The organism is Bacteroidota bacterium (assembly GCA_016706255.1).
GTDB lineage: Bacteria > Bacteroidota > Bacteroidia > Chitinophagales > BACL12 > UBA7236.
Window position 1 is genome coordinate 600,847 of the sequence record JADJJZ010000029.1, and the last position, 17,016, is coordinate 617,862.

The 17,016-nt window shown below is 33.8% G+C and carries 15 protein-coding genes; 12 read left to right on the forward strand and 3 right to left on the reverse strand.

Translation table 11 applies throughout. The annotated features are described in order from the left end of the window. Positions 1-395: 395 nt before the first annotated feature. The 4 genes from IPI65_20590 to IPI65_20605 all read left to right on the forward strand — a co-directional run bounded on the left by IPI65_20590 (position 396) and on the right by IPI65_20605 (position 7,706). The gene (locus IPI65_20590) at positions 396-2,888 is read left to right on the forward strand and encodes a T9SS type A sorting domain-containing protein (GenBank protein MBK7443830.1); all 2,493 of its coding nucleotides are present in this window, start codon (positions 396-398) and stop codon (positions 2,886-2,888) included. A gap of 625 nt (positions 2,889-3,513) precedes the next feature. Beyond that, positions 3,514-4,320, forward strand: a complete 807-nt coding sequence (locus IPI65_20595; GenBank protein ID MBK7443831.1) for a hypothetical protein — start codon at positions 3,514-3,516, stop codon at positions 4,318-4,320. Next, the gene (locus IPI65_20600; GenBank protein ID MBK7443832.1) at positions 4,307-5,446 is read left to right on the forward strand and encodes a T9SS type A sorting domain-containing protein; all 1,140 of its coding nucleotides are present in this window, start codon (positions 4,307-4,309) and stop codon (positions 5,444-5,446) included. The genes IPI65_20595 and IPI65_20600 overlap by 14 nt, the downstream gene beginning before the upstream one ends. Before the next feature lie 85 nt (positions 5,447-5,531). Next, positions 5,532-7,706 (forward strand): T9SS type A sorting domain-containing protein, encoded by a 2,175-nt coding sequence (locus IPI65_20605; GenBank protein MBK7443833.1) that lies wholly within the window; start codon positions 5,532-5,534, stop codon positions 7,704-7,706. Positions 7,707-7,968: 262 nt separating this feature from the next. On the opposite strand, the gene IPI65_20610 is transcribed toward IPI65_20605, so the two are convergent. The 3 genes from IPI65_20610 to IPI65_20620 form a co-directional block, all read right to left on the reverse strand. Further along, complete coding sequence (locus IPI65_20610) at positions 7,969-9,717, reverse strand: T9SS type A sorting domain-containing protein (GenBank protein ID MBK7443834.1); 1,749 nt, start codon at positions 9,715-9,717, stop codon at positions 7,969-7,971. Positions 9,718-9,781: 64 nt separating this feature from the next. Further along, positions 9,782-10,669: a T9SS type A sorting domain-containing protein gene (locus IPI65_20615; protein MBK7443835.1), complete on the reverse strand. Its 888-nt coding sequence runs from the start codon at positions 10,667-10,669 to the stop codon at positions 9,782-9,784. A gap of 498 nt (positions 10,670-11,167) precedes the next feature. Continuing rightward, positions 11,168-12,061 (reverse strand): T9SS type A sorting domain-containing protein, encoded by an 894-nt coding sequence (locus tag IPI65_20620; protein ID MBK7443836.1) that lies wholly within the window; start codon positions 12,059-12,061, stop codon positions 11,168-11,170. Positions 12,062-12,302: 241 nt separating this feature from the next. Between IPI65_20620 and IPI65_20625 the strand changes: the two genes are divergently transcribed. The 8 genes from IPI65_20625 to IPI65_20660 all read left to right on the forward strand — a co-directional run bounded on the left by IPI65_20625 (position 12,303) and on the right by IPI65_20660 (position 16,855). After that, a complete protein-coding gene (locus IPI65_20625) occupies positions 12,303-12,482 on the forward strand; it encodes a hypothetical protein (GenBank protein MBK7443837.1) in 180 nt (59 codons plus the stop codon). Positions 12,483-12,768: 286 nt separating this feature from the next. After that, positions 12,769-13,098 (forward strand): hypothetical protein, encoded by a 330-nt coding sequence (locus IPI65_20630; protein ID MBK7443838.1) that lies wholly within the window; start codon positions 12,769-12,771, stop codon positions 13,096-13,098. Positions 13,099-13,249: 151 nt separating this feature from the next. Then, a complete protein-coding gene (locus tag IPI65_20635; protein ID MBK7443839.1) occupies positions 13,250-13,531 on the forward strand; it encodes a hypothetical protein in 282 nt (93 codons plus the stop codon). Next, positions 13,528-14,073, forward strand: a complete 546-nt coding sequence (locus IPI65_20640; GenBank protein MBK7443840.1) for a hypothetical protein — start codon at positions 13,528-13,530, stop codon at positions 14,071-14,073. Before IPI65_20635 ends, IPI65_20640 begins: the two co-directional genes overlap by 4 nt. A gap of 5 nt (positions 14,074-14,078) precedes the next feature. Continuing rightward, complete coding sequence (locus tag IPI65_20645; protein ID MBK7443841.1) at positions 14,079-14,162, forward strand: hypothetical protein; 84 nt, start codon at positions 14,079-14,081, stop codon at positions 14,160-14,162. Between the two features lie 69 nt (positions 14,163-14,231). Beyond that, positions 14,232-15,146: a T9SS type A sorting domain-containing protein gene (locus tag IPI65_20650; GenBank protein MBK7443842.1), complete on the forward strand. Its 915-nt coding sequence runs from the start codon at positions 14,232-14,234 to the stop codon at positions 15,144-15,146. 53 nt (positions 15,147-15,199) lie between these two features. Further along, on the forward strand, positions 15,200-15,349 hold the full coding sequence (locus IPI65_20655) for a hypothetical protein (GenBank protein MBK7443843.1): 150 nt from the start codon (positions 15,200-15,202) through the stop codon (positions 15,347-15,349). A 42-nt stretch (positions 15,350-15,391) separates the two neighbouring features. Further along, positions 15,392-16,855: a T9SS type A sorting domain-containing protein gene (locus IPI65_20660; protein MBK7443844.1), complete on the forward strand. Its 1,464-nt coding sequence runs from the start codon at positions 15,392-15,394 to the stop codon at positions 16,853-16,855. The last annotated feature ends 161 nt before the right edge of the window (positions 16,856-17,016 follow it).

Below are 17,016 nucleotides of genomic sequence, written 5' to 3' on the forward strand. Positions count from 1 at the left end.
GATAAATTAAAGATTTAATCTTTTACAAATACAGTTGTAGTATACAAATTCCCTGTATACAAGTAAATTAAATATAAACCAGCGCTTAATTCAGAAGCATCAAAATTAAATGGTGATTGAATTTTATTGATTAATTCCAATTTAACGAATATTGACTTCTTTAAAAAAATTACTTTTCTGATTTATAACTCTTACTATATCAATTCAGCAGTTGACGTAACCATATTAATTACTGTGAAATTGGAAAGTTCTTACTTGAAAAACAAACTTTTTCACATTAAATTTGAGTGAATTTGCTAGATTCTTTTTAAATGAGTAACCAAAAACACCCCTTTTTGATACTATTGATGACTTTTGTTGTCTTTTGTAATTCTGGATATAGCCAAACACCAGACATGCGAATAGTCTATCTAAGTTCAGAGTCAGGAGAACCACTTGGCTATAATGGTAACATAGAACTTCTAAATAGTGTTTTTACCCCCAGTGGATGGGAGCATTTATACTATGAATCAATTGATACATCAGGGTTGTTTTCTAATGAAACTTGTCTTCTGTTTTTGGAGGGTAGCTATTCCACTTTTTCTGATTTGACGGATTTCTATATAGATTATTATTATGAAATCGAGCAGTATGTTTTTAACGGCGGTCACCTTTTTGTTAATATGTATTCTGCCGGTAATATATTTCTTGGATTTGATAGTATCAATAAAATTGATAATGGATTCGGTTCGATTTACGGCTATCATGATGATGATTCTTTGAATTCATTATTTTTTGGTCCACTTTATCCAATAACAAATCCCCTTGTTGGTATATACGGTGGATTTGGTCCACAAGCAGGTTATGGTACATTTTCCGGAGGTGACTATGATGTATATTTGTTTGATTTAACAGAACAATCTTTCGGAGGAGATACCTCTGCATATAGAGAAATTGCTATTGGGAAAATATTTGGTTCAGGAGAATTAATATTTGCAAATTTGACAATTGGTAATTGGGTGGACTATACTGCCACTTATAAAAATTTGCGTACAAATATTCTCTGGAAACTTTCACCATGTTTACATGCTGAAAATGACATAGGCGTTCAAGCATTAATAACTCCTGCGAATTCTTGCAATTTAACTGCTGAAGAATCTTTAAATATTTTGGTTCATAATTTTGGCTTCGCAGACCAAGATACATTTGATCTGAGTTTTCAGATTGATGGCGGTGCAATTATCACGGAATCCTTCTCAGAAAATTTATCAGCATATTTATCTGATACAATTTCCTTTGTTGCAACTGCCGATTTTTCTGAATGTGGAGCGCATGAAATAAAAGTATGGACTAATTTATTGAGCGATACGATATATCAAAACGATACTTTAATATATACAGTCGCGAATATATGCGCTTCTGAATCTACTATTGGTTTACCTAATGAAATTTGCTATTTAAGTGATCTTATCATTGCCAACCCTGAGGTTGGAGGAGGTTATTGGGAAGGGCTTGGAATTATTGATGGAGATTTGGGAGTTTTAGACCCTGAAATTATAGGTGCAGGAAATGATGCTGTTATTTCTTACACATACCAAACAGCAATAGATTATACTCGCCAAATAATTCCATTTGAACCACCCGCATTTACTGACTCAACTATTGTTTCATTAATATTAAATGATGATGTGGATACACTCTTATTACCTTTTGATTTTGTATTCTTTTCTAATTCCTACGATGTTTGTTATCCTGCAAGTAATGGATATATTGCATTTGGGGAACCACATGACACTTGGTATATAAGCATCCCAGATGTTGGTGGCATAAACAATTTATTAGCTCTTGCAGGATATGACCTGAACCCAACAACCGGAGGAAGTATTTACTATTCGATTACCGGGTCGTTCCCTTATCGTCAATTACAATTACGATATTATGATGTACCTCTTTCAATCTCACCAGATCATTTTATTGATGTAACAACGGTATTATATGAGACCACTAATATTATTGATATATTCGTTGATAAATTGCCAGATGTTGGTGTATTAGGTTTTGTACAAGGAATCTCAAATATTGACGGAACTCAATATTATTATACAAAAACAACGGGAACTCCAGTTTGGTTTATAGGGGCAAATGATACAGCCTTCCGATTTATTCCAACTTTATGCCCTCGTACCATTTTTGATACAATTCATATTGTTGGAAATGATACAGAAGACCTTTTAGGCCCGGATACTTTATTTTGTTTCGGAGATAGCGTTGAACTACTGTCAAATACCAGTAGTAGTTATTATTTATGGAATACAGGGGATACAACACAATCAATTTTCGTTGACGAGACAGGATTATATACCATTGAATTAGAATACATTTTGGGATGCAATATTATAGATACAATTAATGTTATAGAGCTAGACAGCATTATTTTAAATATTTCTTCGACACCTACAGATACAGACGTAAATACAGGTACCGCAACTGTAGAGGTGATTTCAGGTGGAGTAGCTCCATATACATATCTTTGGGACACAGGTGAAATAGCTTCAACAATTGAAAATCTTACCGCAGGTATCTATGTGGTCGAGGTTACAGACTCCTTCGGGTGCAAAACCACTGCATCTGTTGCAGTTGATAAAAATGTTTCGATTGGAGATTTTGAGACCTATAATTTATTAACTATTTTCCCTAACCCATCGACTAATTCATTTAGTGTTAAATTAAATTCAAACGTATATGAAGCAAATTGTGAATTGACTAATCTTGATGGAAAAGCAATTTTTAAAAGTAAAATTAATTCAGCTAACTTTGAAATAAACACCTCGCAATTTGTTAGAGGAGTTTATTTTTTAATAATTAGAACAAACTCAGGAAACTACTTTTCAAAAGTAGTGCTGCAATAAAAGTGGTTATTTATGAAAATATTTAATTACGACTCAAACATGTGTTTAACTTATCCAACAGATAGAGTTCCGTATGTGATATTTTTTTGCAATGGGGAGACCACATAAATACAAATTAGCGAAATTAATACCATTTGTAAGACGTAATTAACTTGTATGCTGCGAATTAATTTATCAAAATTCCATATCTAGCAAGACTGCTGGACGCATGCAATTCGTCCCTACAGCCATAGGCCAATTGCTCAATTAGGTTGCAAAAGCACAATTTGAAAAAAGGGCATTTCGCAATTTGACTTTTCACTCAAAATTGTCCTGCCTGTTATTTTGTAGGGACGTATTGCATGCGTCCTTACAAAATAAGAGGCAGGACAGTTTAAAGTTGAGGATGACAATGATTTTAAAAATGTAAATGCTTGTCCGAGATGCGTTGCGTTTCTAAAAAAAGATTATTCTTAAACAAGCCTGCAAAAAATTAGAACGATGATGCACCTATCTACTGCAAATAAATTCATCATACTTCCGTGTCCCAAATGCTTATTTTTTTATGAGAATTTATTACAAATGGTTAAAATGTGGCTTTCACAGTTACCTCAAAAAACATTATCTTAGCTTTAATATTATCTCCATGAAGATTATAGTATTCATCTTGGTGTTTACACTTAGCTTTAGTGCGGATGCTCAGGTGCCTGAAATCGAGTGGCAGCGGAACTATGGCGGTTCTGGTTGGGACATTCCTTTTAAAATTTTATTTACTCCATCAGATAGTGGTTATATAGTTGCAGGCGTTTCAGGGTCTGATGATGGTGATCTTACAGAAAGCAATGGCTATGATGATTATTGGGTGGTTAAACTGGATAGCGTAGGAAACATTTTGTGGCAAAACACTTATGGAGGCTCAAGTTTTGATCAATGCAATGATATAGTGTTAACATCGGACGGAGGTTATTTATTGGCCGGATATATTTATTCAAATGATGGCGATATTACATTAAATCATGGAGACGTAGATTATTGGGTGGTTAAAATCAGTGTAACAGGTGTAATCGAGTGGCAAAAATCATTTGGTGGTGTTGAAACCGATTTTGCGAACCATATACTTACATTACCATCTGGTAATTTTATGATTATTGGCGGGTCAAGTTCTAACGACGGGGATGTTTTAGAACACCACAATACTCCTACGCTGACAAACGATATTTGGGTAATTGAAATTGACCCTATTGGCAATTTACTTTCGAGTAAATGTTATGGTTCCTATTTTGATGAAAGAGCCGGGGATTTAATTTTATTAGATGATGGCATTGCGATAGTAGGAACCACATTTGGTTCAGGTGGTGATGTTACCTCTCATGATGGTGCCACAGATTTTTGGTTATTTAAAATTGACTTCGATGGCAATATAATCTGGGATCGTTCATTTGGGAGGAGATGATTATGATTGGGGATATTCAATAGGTAAAAAAACAAACGGAGATTTAGTTATTTGTGGTATTACTTCTTCAGTCGATGGTGATATTATTGATTATAATGGAGGGACAGCTGATGCTTTGGTAGTTATAGTAGATAGTATAGGTAATTTAGAAAGTTCGCATTGTTTCGGTGGTAGTTTGTATGATGAAAGCGATGATCTAATTGTAATTGATAATAATCAAATTCTAATATGTGGTTCAACAGCCTCAATTGATGGTGATATGACAGAAAATAATGGGAGTAATGATTTTTGGATAGCCATGATTGATACAATAGGAAATGTTCATTGGCAAAAATCACTCGGCGGTTCAATAGATGAAGCAGCTTATGCAATTGCTACAACTCCAGATGAAAATTCGTATATAACCGCAGGGCGTAGTCACTCATCTGATGTTGACGTCGAAGCAAACTTTGGGAGTTATGATTTTTGGGTAGTAAAATTAAATATTTGTGAAACGCTGTATTTTTTGGATGCAGACGGTGATGGATTTGGTGATATTACTAATGATTCAAGTGCATGTGATATACCTTTGGGATATGTTATTGATTCAACCGATTGTAATGATTCATTAAATTTTATAAATCCTTCAGTAAAAGAAATTTGCAATTACATTGATGATAATTGCAATGGTGAAATTGATGAAGGTCTAACATTAATACTTACATTTGAAGATTTAGACAGTGATAGTTATGGCAATGAATTAATTGATTCTATCGCATGCGAAATTCCACCCGGTTACGTTTTATCCAACACCGACTGCAACGACACCAATCCCGACATCTACCCCGGCGCCCCCGAACTCCTCAACGGCCTCGACGACGATTGCGACCAAATAGCTGATGAAGGTTTACCTACAACAGATATTGTAAAAAATACAATAAGTATTTTCCCGAATCCGGTAAATAATATATTATTTATTCAATCAGATGCAACACAACAAATAACAATTGTAAATCAATTAGGAGAAGAAATATTACACACAAATTTATTTATTGGATTAAATACCATTTCGGTAGCAGATTTTGCGAGTGGTGTGTATTGGGTGAAAGTGGAAAATGGGGAGATGGTGGTTTGGGTGAAGGAGTGATTGTGCGAAATTAAAATGAAAAAATTATGTTTAAAATTCGCTCTATAAAAATATTAATGGCATTGAAAATTAATGCTCGTTTTATTTGCATATTATTTTTGGTTTTTCTTGTCTTTATAATAAAGCAAATGCACAAGCTACAAGTATAGAATGGTCAAATGCACTAGGCGGTCCGGATTATGAAGATGCAACAGATGTTATTCAATCTAATGACGGAGGCTATCTTGTGGTTGCTAACTCAGGAGAAGTAGGTGGTGATGTGACTGATTTTTATGGTGGAGCAGTAGATATATGGTTGACTAAATTAGATAGTTCAGGAAACCTTATTTGGCAGAAAAATTATGGGGGGTCAAGTATTGAAAAATCCCGTGCAGGAATTGCGACGATAGATGGTGGATATATTATCGTAGGCTATACTGGCTCTGAAGATCATGATGTTAGTTTTAACCATGGACTCACCGATGCATGGGTTTTTAAAGTGGATTCAATAGGAAATATAGTATGGGAAAGGTCATATGGTGGTACAAAAAGTGAGCAAGGATCGGCGATTTGTGGAACAGATGATGGGAATTTCGTGTTCGTAGGATATAGCCATTCAAATAATGGTGATTTGACATCTCATTATGGTACTGCAGAGACTTCCGATTATTGGATTGTAAAAATCGACAATACGGGTAATATCATTTGGCAAAAATCATACGGCAAGTCGGAGGATGACTATGCATATGGTGTTGTGGAGCTATTCAATGGTGATATTACAGTCGGTGGCGTAACACAATGGGGAGATGGTGATGTAATAGGATTTCATGGCGGTATAGGGATTGAAGATGGATGGGTAATTGATTTAGATTCTAATGGAGCATTGAAATGGAGCAAAGCATTTGGTGGTACAGACTATGATGTTATATGGGATATCACTAAGGCGTCTGACTCTACAATTCACTGTGTTGGACAAGCAAAATCATTTGATGGAGATATTACCGACCATAAAGGAACTCCGGATGATTATTATTTAGATGATTGCATGTATTTGCAGCTTGATACAATGGGAAATTTACTAATGGAGAAATGTTTTGGTGGCACAAGCGGCGATGCTGGATTTTCAATTTGTAAGACATTTGATAGTGGAGAAGTGATAGCCTGTAATTCTGCGAGCGATGATGTGGATGTGGCAGGCCATCATGGTGGGACAGACCTTTACGATTATTGGATTATAAAATTAGATTCTTTAGCAAACATTGAGTGGAATATTAATATTGGAGGAATTTCATCTGATGAAAGTTATTCGATTATTCAACTTACAGATTCTGGATTCTTAGCAGTTGGTCTAAGTAATTCAATAGATGGAGATGTCTTAGACCACTACCCCGGACCTTCCAACTGGGATTCCTGGGTGGTTAAACTCAATAAAACCTGTCCGGGTATTTTATATTATGCAGATAAAGATGGTGATGGTTTTGGTGATCCAACTGATATACAAATGTTTTGCTCAGATATGGTTGGATATGTATTAAATAATTTAGACTGTAATGATAATGATGCTGAAATTAATCCTACAATAGCTGAAATATGCAACACGATAGATGATAATTGTAATGGTATTGTTGACGAAGGTCTTGCGTTGTTTACGCTCTATCGAGATTTAGATGGAGATACTTTTGGGAATGATACTGATTTTATAACATCGTGTCTTGAATATATTTCAGGTTTTGTTTTAGACTCAACAGATTGTAATGATACCAATGCGTTAATTTTTCCGGGTGCTGAAGAACTCTGCAACTACCTCGATGATGATTGTGATGGTATTACAGATGATAATATCACTTTCATACAAAGTTTTATTGATGCTGACAACGACAATTTCGGCAACGCTGATTTTGATTCCATCGCATGCGAAATTCCACCCGGTTACGTTTTATCCAACACCGACTGCAACGACACCAATCCCGACATCTACCCCGGCGCCCCCGAACTCCTCAACGGCCTCGACGACGATTGCGACCAAATTGCTGATGAAGGTTTAGCAATAAGAGATATTGTAAAAAATACAATAAGAATTTTCCCGAATCCGGTAAATGCGATTTTATTTATTCAATCGGATGCAACACATCAAATTACAATTGTAAATCAATTAGGAGAAGAAATATTGCACATAAATTTATTTATAGGATTAAATACAATTTCGGTAGCAGATTTTGCGAGTGGTGTGTATTGGGTGAAAGCGGAAAATGGGGAGATGGTGGTTTGGGTGAAGGAGTGAGTTGGGGGTAAGATTGAAACAGCCATTGAACAGAATTGAACAAAATTGAACAAAAATTGAACCATTCAGATTGCTATCAGGAGAATTAAAATTGAGGTTGGATTTTCGCATTAAAATTTTGATTCAAATTTAAAATTTGAAATGATGTAAACAATATTTCCTCAAAATTGTCCTGCATGTTATTTTGTAGGGACGTATTGCATGCGTCCTTACAAATAATAGGCAGGACGGTTACGAAGCGATAAATTAATGATTTAATCTTTTACAAATACAGTTGTAGTATACAAATTCCTGCATACAGGTAAATTAAATATAAACCTGCGCTTAATTCAGAAGCATCAAAATTAAATGGTGTTTGAATTTTATTTTGTTGAAAAATTAAATCCCCATTTATATTATAAATAGTAAGTAAAGGCGTATTTATATTTTCGAATTGAATAGTCAGCTCATTGGTGGCCGGGTTTGGAAAAACTGATAAACCTATCAATTCTGTTTCTATGATTTCCAGGCCATCATCTGCAATTTGATTGCAGTCATCATCAATGCCATTTAAAATTTCGGTTGCTCCTGGGTTAATAAACGGGTTGTTATCATCACAATCACCACCTACTAAAACAAATCCATCATTAAGTGTGCATGAATAACTATAATTATCGCTATCGCCATAAGTATCATCATCTTGGTCAGGATATACAAGCATTTGGTCACATTCTTTATCCAACTTAAATATCCAAACATCAGGATATTCAGAGTCGCCGTAATGGGATGCAATATCTCCATCAGTTGATCTACAAACACCTTGCACAACATAGCCATTACCCAATTGTTGAATGTTGTAAAAGTTTTCATTGTTATAGCCACCAAAACAATTTGACCACTTAATAATACCTGCTGTGTCCATTTCAACAATCCATATATCAACGGGCTTTGCAGAATAATGGTTACCAAAAACATCGCCATTATGTGGGGAAGCAGTAAAGCCAGATACGATAAACGAGGAATCATTGATAGGTAATAATTGTTGCCCTTCATCACCACTGGTTCCACCGTAACATTTTGACCATAATAAATTACCAATCGAATCAATTTTACCTACCCACATATCCTGCCATAATGGTGCAGAGTGATTTCCAGATATATCTCCATCATCTGAATAAGTATAACCGGAAAAGTAGTATTCATTTTCACCAATTTCAGCTATTGAATAAATTAAGTCGTAGTCAGAGCCCCCATAAAGTTTCACCCAAACCAGTTCACCTGCTTCTGATAGCTCAATAATATATCCGTCCCAAGATGGTAATTCAGGTGATTTTGTGTATCCTGTTAACAAATAATTACCATCAACATTTTGCATTACTGAAAAGCTTTCGTCATCATTTTCAGTCCCTAAAACTTTAATGAATAAGAGCTCTCCTTCTTGTGAAATTTTTCCAAAAACAATATCAACATAATCAGCTACTCCGAAATGTGTTCCTATCAATCCATCATCTGATGTACTTAAGCCAGCAAAATAAATTTCGTTTTCATTATTTATTCCAATATCTATTATGGCGTCATCATAAGAACCCCCAACTGATAATTCCCATTCGAGTAATCCATTTGAGTCAACTTTGATTACCCACATATCTGAAAATCCATAATTAATTGAAATATCGCCACCTTCTGAAACTGTGTACCCGGCAATAACAAAACCACCATCACTAGTTTGTACCATATCTTTAGGAATATCTGAGGATTCCCCTCCATAAGTATAATCCCATAGTAGTTCACCATTTTTGTCAATTTTATAAATCCAATAATCAGTTTGTTCTGGCTCACTACTCACATCATAATCGTTAGAATTAGTTTGTGCTGCAATTACCATCGAAGAATCTTCCAAAATTACAAACCCTGCGGGCCAGTCATAAAAACTACCACCATAATTTTTCTCAAATGAAAGATTATAAGGCTGGGCATTTGATATTAAAACCGCAATCAGAGTAAAAACTATAAGTAAAAGTAACGGCTTCAATTTAGTTTAGTTTAATGTATTAACGTTAAGCATTATAAATTATTAGAATTTCGGTATTTTAGGTTTAATGTATATTTATTTCTTTGGTGTAAATACTTGTTTGATTCATAAGAACGACAACGTAAATTCCGGGTGGGATTGTTTCCATATCAATCAAAGTAAATTTTTCTTTCAAATCCGTTTCCAAAAGTTTTTGTCCTTGTAGATTATTAATTGCAAGCGAACATCCAGCGTAATTCTCAGTTTTAACATATAGTCTGTTATTAAAAGTATATACTAACGCATCGAGGACTTTTTTTTCATTTATTGGAACTGTGGTATCACCAATCATATCACCGGCAATGATACCCATGTCACACTTATTTTCATAAGCGTAATCCTTAATTGTTAATTTCTCACCATTTTCATTTATTGTACATCTTATCCAGCCATAATGTGTACACTCTAAACTATCTTTAAATTTAATGCCTACAAATTTGTCAACTGCTTCAGGGTACCAGTCGCCTCCTTCAAATAAATAATATATTGACCATTCAGGTATCAATTTATAGGCCATTTTTGCATCATAATGATTAAAAAGCAATTCATCATTAATGATTGTTCCAACATCTAAAGCTGCAACAAGGTAAGTGTTTGTCGAGAATAAATATGTAGAAAAAACAGCCTTATTCTCAAATCCAGTTAAATCTATTTCGCTCCTGTAAACATCACAACCGCACCAATCAGTATAAATTGTATTCGCGAATTTTTGAAATGTAAAATCATTTACACCGTCATTATCAATATCTAGTAGGAAGGCTTCGCTAGGGGCTATTGAAAGTATTGTATCGGGATCAATATCTACATAAACTGCTTGAGCACCAGTTTCCCAAGGAATACCAAGAAAACTACCAGCTAAAGCCGCATAACCTGCGAGGTTAAATGCTTTTGAATTTATTTGTCTGTTTTTCAATTTGTTTTAATGTTTGGACTTACTTACCAAAAATTCAAGAAAGTCTAATTAGGATAGTTTAAAAATAGGGTTTTATTCGGGTTTACAATATGCTAATTTGTAGGGTATAAAAATTCTGCTTCGGCTGGAATTTATTTAATGTTTAATCACCGAATTTAATTGGATTTATCACCCAATCGCAATTTGCCTGTGGCTGCAGGGACGCATGCAATTCGTCCCTACATCCACTGGCCATTTGCTCAATTAGGTTTAAAAGCACAATTTGAAAAAGGTCATTTTACAAATTAATATTTCACTCAAAATTGTCATGCATGTTATTTTGTAGGCACGTATTGCATGCGTCCTTACAAAATAATGTGCAGGACGTTTACGAAGCTGAGCATGCCAATGTTTAAAAAAACCAACCAGGTCCGAGCAAGGTTCATCCAGCCAAAAAAAATTATTTTCCCGGCACAATTTTGTGATTATAACATTTTATCCTAATTATTTGAAGATTTATTATTTGTCCAATAACAATGTTTTAGCGAAATATTCTATTCCACATCGCACTTCAACTAAATAAATGCCGGTGGTTAAAGAAGTTAATATTGAGTTTCTAGATTCATGTAAATTTTTCTGATAAACACAACGTCCGCTCATATCATAAATGTTTAAAGTAAAATCTAATTCCGGTCTGCTTGATATGTTTACATAAATAACGTTTCCGTAAGCGTAAATATTTCCAGCTAGAATATTTGAATTAATATTTTGATAAGTTTCTTTGCTACCTGTTAAAATTGGTTGATTTGTCTCAGATTCATAAGCAAAATCTTTTATTATTAACGCATGACCATCATCCTTTACATCACATCTTATCCAACCATAATGAATATTATTATCGCTATCCACAAACTTTGCTCCTAAGTAATGGTCTAATAGCTCTGGTAAGCTTTCGGAATTCCAATAACATAGGTCACAATGGTCGTCATAACCACCAGCCCAAGTTTTCCATGCAATGAATTGAATTCCAAAATTTTGCCAGTTAAGTAAAGGTTCAATTAGATTACTTTCAGAGAATGCATATGGGAAATATCGATTCCCACCACTATAAAAATAATAATGGGAGATACCAGCAAGAGCATTTGATGATATGAATGGACCTGCTAGCAATGACTGAAAGGTAACATAACCTAATGTAAAGTCATAGGTTGTAGCAGAGTTATTTAAAAACCCAAAATCAAACGTACCATTATTATCAATGTCTATCGCAAAAAAATCTTCTGTTTCATTTAATATAGTATCTGGGTCAATATCTGTATAAATTACTTCTCCATTGGTAGTATTAAATATCATGAAATTTGCGCAAGCAAATACTGAATATGCTTTCAATTTAATTTTAGATTCTTTTTTCATTCTATATATCTTTCATTTGTGCCTAATGAAATTTTCTTCAAAAGATTTTACAAATTAAATCCTACAATGTCCTGCCGGAAGAGGTTTATAAGTGGTCATCCTGACATAGATTGTCTAAGTTAAACCAAACAAGATACAAATTAAACCAAAAAAAAATACAAACATCAGTCCAAGATTGGTGCTTACTTCGCCCAATTTCCCCCATTTTCACTAAATTTACCCTACCATTCATGAAATTACAATGCGTTTAAAAGCTTTACACAATAAACTCGCAGATTATTCTCTCCTATCCGGAGCATTTATTTTGATGTATCAAGGTGCTGCAGGACAGGTGGTTTATACGGATATTGATCCGACATTGAAATTGAATTTGATGGACAAAGAAGTGCATATTTTGATATTGATAATAATGGGCAATTGATTTTGCATTTTAAATTCCTCATGGTCTTATGATTTTAGAATGTATAGTTTTATTCAGCAAGATTACGCCGTAAAATCTGGGCAGGTCCACTTGAAACAATCAGATAGCCGGTAATTCTTTTCACGATGCGGGATTTGGCGGGTTGATATCATCCTTATGCTCTTAATAATGATGCATTAATTACAGAAGACTTAGAGTTTTCAAAATTGGAGACTTCAAACAATGGCAGGCGCTCACATAAAACTTAGAAACATTTGATGATTGGTTTTAATGGGGCATTGGATATTTGATGAGAATACAATTTTTAGGCTTAAATTTATTGGTCGGACGAGTATATACATTATGGCTGGATGCGATGTGGCGTAATAGATACAGCAGAATTTTAATTATATTTGATTATGCGTATGAATCTAAATGTGAAACTGGCATTCTTGCCGGTGATACAATCGGAGACACAAGTGGAGTTTCAATTTCAGAATTAAATATATTTAAAATTTACAGTTTCAACAATAATATTTATGTCAATATTCCCAATTATCAAAACACACAAATAACTGTTTACGATATTACCGGTAATAAAATTTATAATAAATCCTTGAAGGAAATTCTTCAGTAATCAACATGGAAAGTTTCGCTGCCGGAATTTATGTTGTGTCGGTTAAACTAGGGGAAAATGTGGTTACGAAAAAAGTGAATGTGGAGTGAACCTTATCAAAAAAATCTTATTAAATAATTATTAAACAATACAGTTCCAATTTTTAAATAAAATGAAAAAACCATTAGACCAAATATTAAGCAATTATAGTCGAATGGCAGGTATTTTTATTTTATTAAATAACAAGGCTAGTGCAACCGTTGTGGTAACAGATATTGACCCTGACACTACCATTAATTTGGATGGAGAATTCTATCTTCTTGATATGGATAATAACGCTGTCAGTGATTTTATAATTTTTAAAGATTCAGGATACTATTATTATGAGGGTTATTCCTCTACAACTCTTCGATTTAGGCAATTAGTTGCAATGGGGCCTCAATACACACTTTGAATAAAATTTTAGGAGCACATTATTATAATTCATGGACTGGTGCTGATTTTTATTTCCCCATACCACTTATTCAAGGTGAAGAAATTGGATTTAGTCAAACTTTTTACAATTTTCCTGTACAGATTATATGTGCCGGTCACCTTGAAAACATTGGTTCAGTTTCAGGGTTTCATTTAGGACCCGGTTATTGGTTGGCTCCTGGTAACCACGGTGTTGAAAATCGATACTTAGGAGTTTCCTTTGTTGATGAAGATGAAAACAGATATTACGGCTGGGTTCGATGTTCCACAGCAGACTCGATGAAGGCGATTACTATTCATGAATATGCTTTTGAAAATGAACCTAATAAACCTATTATAGCTGGCGATACAATTAGTTATGTAGATATTAATACCCTACCAAATACCGAAGCTATCAGCATTTATAGTTTTGAAAATCAAATTCATATTCAATTGATGAATAATCAAGATGCAACGGTAAATATTTACGATATTAAGGTAATAAAATATTTTTCGAACAAATTAACAGAAATTCTGAAATAATCAATATGGAAAATTTTGCTGCTGGAATTTATGTGGTGTCGGTTAAACTAGGGGAAAATGTGGTTACGAAAAAAGTGATTGTGGAATGAAATTGTGAAAATAAAATTATCATAATTGAAAATAAGATGTTAAATTAAAATTTAATAAAACGAAATCATTTGAAACATCATGTTAGTCAGATATTGAACAGATACAGTCGGATGGCCGGTATTTTCTTATTATTACATAAAGAAGCGTCTTCTACTGTTGTGGTTACTGATGTGGATCCGGATACAGTAATTAATTTGGATGGTGAATTCTACTTACTGGATATGGATAATAATTTGATTAATGATTTTATTATATTTAAGGACTCCGGTGTATATTACTATGAAGATTATTCTTCAACTAGCGTTAGATTTCGTGAATTTATTGGCGCAGGGCCTCAGGCGACCATTCAAAATAAGTTACTTGGTGGTCATTATTATAACTCTTGGAATGGTGCGGAATATTATCAACCATATGATTTATCTGCAGGTGAGTTAATTAGCCCTGAAGGGCAATTTTATAATGCAGAAGTTCAAGTAATTTGTGCAGGACATTTTATAAATTTTTACAGTGCACCCGCATTTGACTTTGGGCCCGGATATTGGAAGGATTTTGATTTTGAAGGCGTGGATGACAGATACTTAGGTGTATCATTTGTTGATGAAGATAACAATAGATATTACGGCTGGGTTCGATGTTCCACAGCGGACTCAATGAAGGCGATTACAATTCATGAATATGCTTTTGAAAATGAACCTAATAAACCTATTTTAGCTGGCGATACAATTAGTTATGTAGATATTAATACCCTACCAAATACCGAAGCTATCAGCATTTATAGTTTTGAAAATCAAATTCATATTCAATTGATGAATAATCAAGATGCAACGGTAAATATTTACGATATTAAAGGTAATAAAATATTTTTCGAACAAATTAACAGAAATTCTGAAATAATCAATATGGATAATTTTGCTGCAGGAATTTATGTGGTATCGGTTAAACAAGGGGAAAATGTGGTTACGAAAAAAGTGATTGTGGAGTGAAATTAAGTGAAATAATAATACCTTCAACAAAAGAACAAACAGACAACTAACCCTTGAATCACAAAAAAAACATATTATGGTATTCTGCAATGGCTGTATCGTATTTGTTGGTGCATAGTGACGTGAAAGCAGATGCAATATATGTTGATATTGAACCGGATATTACGTTGGATAATGGCGGAGAATCTACTGTAATATGTTAGATAATACTTCTTATGTTAATAAGTTTTAAATTCAACAATAGAATGATAAAAAAGTTTGTTTCAATATATATAGCAACGCTTTTGAGCTGCAGTGCTTTTACCCAATCTTACGATAACAACTGGGTATTTGGAGATAGCGCTGGTTTAAATTTTTCAGGCGGTGAGCCGAGTTTTTTTTATACAGGTATTAATTCACATGAATCATGTGCCTCAATCTCAGATAGTAATGGTAATTTATTATTCTATACAAATGGAGAGAAAATATGGAATAGAAATAATGCTGTTATGCCCAATGGTGATAGCATTCACATCGGATTATTAGTGCCAGGCTATTACCCTTCAAGCATAACTCAAGGGGTTCTTATTTTACCTATTCCTGAAAGCGATAGTGAATATTATCTTTTTCAAATTCAGGGAGATAGTGAAAATCAAGGAATTGAATATTCAATCGTGGATATGGAATTAGATGGAGGATTAGGGGATGTAACGCATAAGAATCTAGATCTAAACACAGATACTATTTGTGAAAAAATGCAAGCTGTGAAACATGCAAACGGTCGCGATTGGTGGTTACTCACTTGTAAAAGTGCTAATGATTCTACGATTAGTTTTATAAAATACCTTATAACACCAAATGCAATCATTGGACCTTATTTACAAAGTTTTACTGATCTCACAAATTTAGGCACTAATAGTTCTTTTTCAGCTGGACAAATGAAGTTCTCAAGAAATGGCGCTTTGTTGGCATTCACTCGATCTTACTATATTGAAATTTGGGATTTTGATAGGTGCACCGGCGAATTATCAAGTCAACAAACTATTCACAATAATGTGGGTTCTTACGGTTGTGAATTTTCATCTGATAGTCGACGATTATTTATTACCAAGACTTCTACAACATCCTATAATGGGTGGCTATATCAATACTGTCTCGATTGCGCTTTACCGATTGAAGAAACTGAAGTAATTATTTATGAATGCGAATATGACTACTATTCGCTTGGATCACTTCAAATTGGGCCCGATGACAAAATTTATGCATCCATCGCTCATTTAAATTATAAAGACCATGTCTACTCAGTTGTGAATAATAATTTATGTATAATAAATAATCCGAATGAAGGAGGTTTAGCCTGTGACTTTGATACGCTTGTAATTTCTTTAGAGGATACTAGAGTTACATTTGGTTTACCCAACATGCCCAATTACAAGCTCGGCGCATTAGAAGGCAGTCCTTGTGATACATTATTGTCAATCACCAACTCTAATTCGATTAATATTGGAATACAAATTTATCCAAATCCAACAAGTGAAACAATAAAAATTGTATTGTCGCAAGCTGTTAAAATAATTTCAATAAAAACTTTTAATTATCTTGGTGAAGAGATAGCAATTTCATTTGATGAAAATTTAAATGCCCTAGTAAAAAATATTGCTAATGGTTTTTACATCACTGAAATATTAACAGAGAAGGGCAAGTTGAGCTTAAGTTGGGAAAAATTGTAACTTAAAAAAAATCAACTTAAACAAAATGAAACAATTTTTAAGTTACTCAAAAATGATGTTTAACAATCAAATTATTTTGCCGCAAATAAATAGCGGAGTATATCAAATAGTAATTAAGAACGAGGATGCAATTATTAAATCGGAGAAATTTGTTATTGTGC